Origin of the sequence: uncultured Streptococcus sp., from assembly GCF_915066115.1 — a bacterium.
GTDB lineage: Bacteria > Bacillota > Bacilli > Lactobacillales > Streptococcaceae > Streptococcus.
Map to the genome: position 1 here is coordinate 1 of NZ_CAJZDT010000130.1, position 4,987 is coordinate 4,987.

4 protein-coding genes and 1 other annotated feature are annotated in these 4,987 nt (G+C 39.6%); all 4 genes read left to right on the forward strand.

Features of this window, described 5'->3' with window-relative positions:
* Positions 1 to 2,205, forward strand: a 2,205-nt coding sequence (gene ppc, locus QZ565_RS08145; RefSeq protein WP_295528037.1) for a phosphoenolpyruvate carboxylase, incomplete at its 5' end; no start/stop codon positions are given.
* A gap of 96 nt (positions 2,206 to 2,301) precedes the next feature.
* Positions 2,302 to 2,519 (forward strand) — a binding site (T-box leader).
* Between the two features lie 264 nt (positions 2,520 to 2,783).
* The gene (trpX, locus tag QZ565_RS08150; RefSeq protein WP_004259575.1) at positions 2,784 to 3,779 is read left to right on the forward strand and encodes a tryptophan ABC transporter substrate-binding protein; all 996 of its coding nucleotides are present in this window, start codon (positions 2,784 to 2,786) and stop codon (positions 3,777 to 3,779) included.
* A gap of 75 nt (positions 3,780 to 3,854) precedes the next feature.
* A complete protein-coding gene (locus tag QZ565_RS08155) occupies positions 3,855 to 4,733 on the forward strand; it encodes an ABC transporter permease (RefSeq protein WP_295528041.1) in 879 nt (292 codons plus the stop codon).
* The coding region (locus tag QZ565_RS08160; protein WP_295528043.1) for an ATP-binding cassette domain-containing protein at positions 4,718 to 4,987 on the forward strand (270 nt) is incomplete at its 3' end. The genes QZ565_RS08155 and QZ565_RS08160, both read left to right, overlap by 16 nt.

The following is a 4,987-nucleotide window of genomic DNA, read 5'->3' on the forward strand; positions in this document are numbered from 1 at the left end:
AAACTAGGTTTGATTAACAAAGAAAAATGGCACACGGATCTCCGTCGTTATATTGAGATTATCATGCAAACGGACATGATTCGTGAGAAGAAATTGAAAGTAACCAACGAAATCACCAACGTGATGGAGTACTATCAAAGTTCATTCTTGAATGCTGTTCCACGTTTGACAGCTGAGTATAAGAAACTAGCTAAAGAACAAGGCATCGAGCTCCAACATCCAAAACCGATTACCATGGGAATGTGGATTGGTGGGGACCGTGATGGGAATCCCTTTGTTACAGCAGATACCTTGAAACAATCTGCCATGACCCAGTGTGAAGTCATCATGAACTACTATGATGAAAAGATTTACCAACTTTATCGTGAATTCTCCCTCTCAACCAGTATTGTCAATGTGAGCAAGCAAGTCAGAGAAATGGCTCGTCAATCCAAGGATAATTCTATTTACCGTGAAAAAGAGCTTTATCGTCGTGCCTTGTTTGATATTCAATCAAAAATCCAAGCGACAAAAGCTTATTTGATTGAGGATAAGGAAGTTGGAGCTCGCTATGAAACAGCTAATGATTTTTATAAGGATTTAATTACCATTCGTGATTCCCTCTTGGAAAACAAGGGTGAAGCACTGATTTCTGGTGATTTTGTTGAGCTGATTCAGGCAGTTGAAATTTTTGGTTTTTATTTGGCTTCTATCGACATGCGTCAAGATTCAAGTGTTCATGAGGCCTGTGTTGCTGAACTCTTGAAATCAGCAGGTATTCATTCTCGTTATAGCGAACTCAGTGAAGAAGAAAAATGCCAGCTTCTCTTGAAAGAATTAGAGGAAGATCCACGTATTCTTTCTGCCACTCATGTTGAAAAATCAGAGTTACTTGAAAAAGAATTGGCTATCTTTAAGGCTGCTCGTAATTTGAAAGATAAATTGGGTGACGATGTTATTCGTCAGACCATCATTTCACATGCAACCAGCGTATCAGACATGCTGGAATTGGCTATCTTGCTAAAAGAAGTAGGGCTGGTTGATAAAGAAAGAGCCCGTGTTCAAATTGTACCTCTCTTTGAAACAATCGAAGACTTGGACCACTCAGAAGAAACTATGAGAGAATACCTTTCTCTTCCTCTGGCTAAGAAATGGATTGCTTCACGCAATAACTATCAAGAAATCATGTTGGGCTACTCTGACAGTAATAAAGATGGTGGTTATCTATCATCATGTTGGACCCTCTACAAGGCTCAACAACAATTGACTGCAATTGGAGACGAATTTGGTGTTAAGGTTACCTTCTTCCATGGCCGTGGTGGTACTGTTGGTCGTGGTGGTGGACCAACATATGAAGCTATCACATCTCAACCGCTTAAGTCTATCAAGGACCGTATCCGTTTGACGGAGCAAGGTGAAGTAATTGGCAATAAGTACGGGAATAAAGACGCTGCTTACTATAACCTTGAAATGCTAGTATCTGCAGCCATTAACCGTATGATTACGCAGAAGAAGAGTGACACCAATACATCCAATCGTTATGAAGCTATTATGGATCAGGTAGTGGATCGCAGTTATGATATCTACCGTGATTTGGTCTTTGGTAATGATCATTTTTATGATTATTTCTTTGAGTCAAGTCCAATCAAGGCTATTTCAAGCTTTAATATCGGTTCACGTCCAGCTGCTCGTAAGACGATTACTGAAATCGGTGGTTTACGTGCTATCCCTTGGGTATTCTCATGGTCGCAAAGTCGTGTCATGTTCCCTGGATGGTATGGGGTTGGATCAAGCTTCAAGGAATTTATTGATAAAAATCCAGAAAATATCGCTATCCTACGAGATATGTACCAAAATTGGCCTTTCTTCCAGTCACTTCTTTCAAATGTTGATATGGTCTTGTCGAAATCAAATATGAACATTGCTTTTGAATATGCCAAACTGTGTGAGGATGATCAAGTAAAAGCAATCTATGAGACTATTCTAAATGAATGGCAAGTTACCAAGGAAGTTATCTTGGCTATCGAAGGGTATGACGAACTCTTGGCTGAAAATCCATATCTAAAAGCAAGTTTGGATTATCGTATGCCTTACTTTAATATTCTCAACTATATCCAGTTGGAGTTGATTAAACGTCAACGTCGTGGAGAATTATCAAGCGATCAAGAAAAATTAATCCATACAACCATCAACGGAATTGCGACAGGATTGCGTAATTCTGGCTGATACCTTTCAAACTTCCTCTTTTTCATAGGGGAAGTTTTTGAATATTTCAAAAAAATTCTCAAAGAGTCTTGACAAGTAGTTGAAAAATGATATAATTTAAACATTCAGAAAAGTAATCATTCAAACTTTTTAGAGAGTCTGTGGTAGCTGAAAACAGATAAGTGATGATGATGAAAATTGGGCTGAATGTTATTTAGAATTTGAAATCATAAAAATTCGGTGAGCACACCTTACAGTGCATCTCGTTATTGCGAGACAGAGCGATAGGGAAATACCCTATAATTGAGGTGGTACCGCGCATCGACGTCCTCACACAAGTTTTTTGTGTGAGGACTTTTTTGATGGAGGTTAGAATGGAAAGAAGACGATGGCGTCACTTGTTTATACTCAATGAAACTACAAAACAAAACTATGAAGCTAGCCGCATGCTGATCAAAACACTGTTTTGAGGTTGTGGATAGAACTGACAGAGTCAGTATCATATACCTACGGTAAGGCAACGCTGACGTGGTTTGAAGAGATTTTCGAAGAGTATTAGATAAGTGAAGTATTTTAAAGGAAATAAAAGGAGAAAAAGAATGAAAAATAAACGTTTAATTGGAATTATCGCTGCATTAGCAGTCTTAGTAGCAGGAAGTCTGATTTACTCTTCAATGAATAAACCAGAAGCTAAGAATGAAAAGAAAGTTGCCAAAGTTGGTGTCCTTCAGTTTGTGAGCCATCCCTCTCTTGACTTAATTTATAAAGGGATTCAAGATGGACTTGCAGAAGAAGGTTATAAAGATGATCAGTTGAAGATTGACTTTATGAACTCAGAAGGCGACCAAAGTAAGGTTGCGACAATGAGTAAACAATTGGTTGCAAATGGGAATGACCTTGTAGTTGGTATTGCTACACCAGCTGCTCAAGGTTTGGCTAGTGCCACAAAAGACCTACCGGTTATCATGGCTGCTATTACTGACCCAATCGGTGCTAACTTGGTCAAAGATTTGAAAAAACCAGGTGGCAACATTACAGGGGTATCTGACCACAACCCAGCCCAACAACAAGTTGAACTCATCAAGGCTTTGACACCAAATGTGAAAACTATCGGAGCTCTTTACTCAAGCAGCGAAGACAATTCAAAAACACAGGTAGAAGAATTTAAGGCTTATGCTGAAAAAGCAGGTTTGACAGTAGAAACATTTGCGGTTCCTTCAACAAACGAAATTGCTTCAACAGTTAACGTTATGACTAGCAAGGTTGATGCTATCTGGGTTCCAATTGATAACACAATTGCTTCAGCCTTCTCAACTGTTGTATCAAGTAACCAATCAGCTAAAAAACCAATCTACCCAAGCGCAACTGCTATGGTAGAAGCAGGTGGTTTGGCATCCGTTGTAGTTGACCAACATGATCTTGGTGTGGCAACTGGTAAAATGATTGCGCAAGTTTTGAAAGGTGCTAAACCAGCTGATACTCCAGTCAATGTCTTTTCAACTGGTAAATCAGTAATCAACAAAAAATTGGCACAAGAGCTAGGTATTACTATTCCTGAGTCTGTTCTCAAAGAAGCAGGACAAGTGATTGAATAATCTACAATGGAGGAGTTGGGGACATCTCCTCCAATTTTTTACAAAAGAAATCGTATAGAAAAGGTTAAGAAACAGATGATATTATCTATTATTTCTCAAGGATTTGTCTGGGCAATTTTAGGTCTGGGAATCTTTATGACATTTAGGATTTTAAACTTTCCAGATATGACGACAGAAGGTTCCTTCCCTCTTGGGGGAGCTGTTGCTGTCACTCTGATAACCAAAGGTGTAAATCCCTTTTTAGCGACACTTGTTGCTGTAGGAGCAGGTTGTTTGGCTGGAATGGCAGCAGGCCTTCTTTATACAAAAGGAAAGATTCCAACCTTGCTCTCAGGGATTTTGGTGATGACTTCTTGTCACTCTATCATGCTCTTGATTATGGGACGTGCGAATTTAGGCTTGCTTGGAACTAAGCAAATTCAGGATGTTTTACCTTTTGATTCAGACTTGAATCAACTCTTGACAGGTCTTATCTTTGTCAGTCTTGTCATTGCTCTCATGCTCTTTTTCTTGGACACTAAACTTGGACAGGCCTATATTGCTACAGGTGACAATCCTGATATGGCTAGAAGTTTCGGGATTCATACTGGACGCATGGAGCTCATGGGCTTGGTCTTATCAAATGGGGTGATTGCCCTTGCAGGAGCTCTCATTGCCCAGCAAGAAGGGTATGCCGATGTGTCTCGAGGAATCGGGGTTATCGTTGTGGGGCTTGCAAGTTTGATTATTGGAGAAGTTATCTTCAAGAGTTTGAGCTTGGCAGAGCGTTTGGTTACAATCGTTGTAGGTTCTATCGCTTATCAATTCTTAGTATGGGCTGTTATCGCGCTTGGATTTAACACAAGTTACCTTCGTCTATACAGTGCCGTGATTTTAGCAGTCTGCCTCATGATTCCAACATTTAAGCAAACAATCTTGAAAGGAGCCAAGTTAAGCAAATGGCAGCAATTGTAGAATTAAAAAATGCTACCAAAGTCATCACGAATGGCTTTGATGAGGAAAAAATCATTCTGAATGATGTTTCCCTTGAAATTTTCGAACATGATTTTATTACCATCTTAGGGGGAAATGGAGCTGGGAAGTCAACGCTTTTTAACACGATTGCAGGTACCTTACCTTTAACAAGTGGAAGTATCCGTATCATGGGCGAGGACGTGACGCATTTTTCACCTGAAAAGCGGGCTAAGTATTTGTCTCGTGTCTTTCAG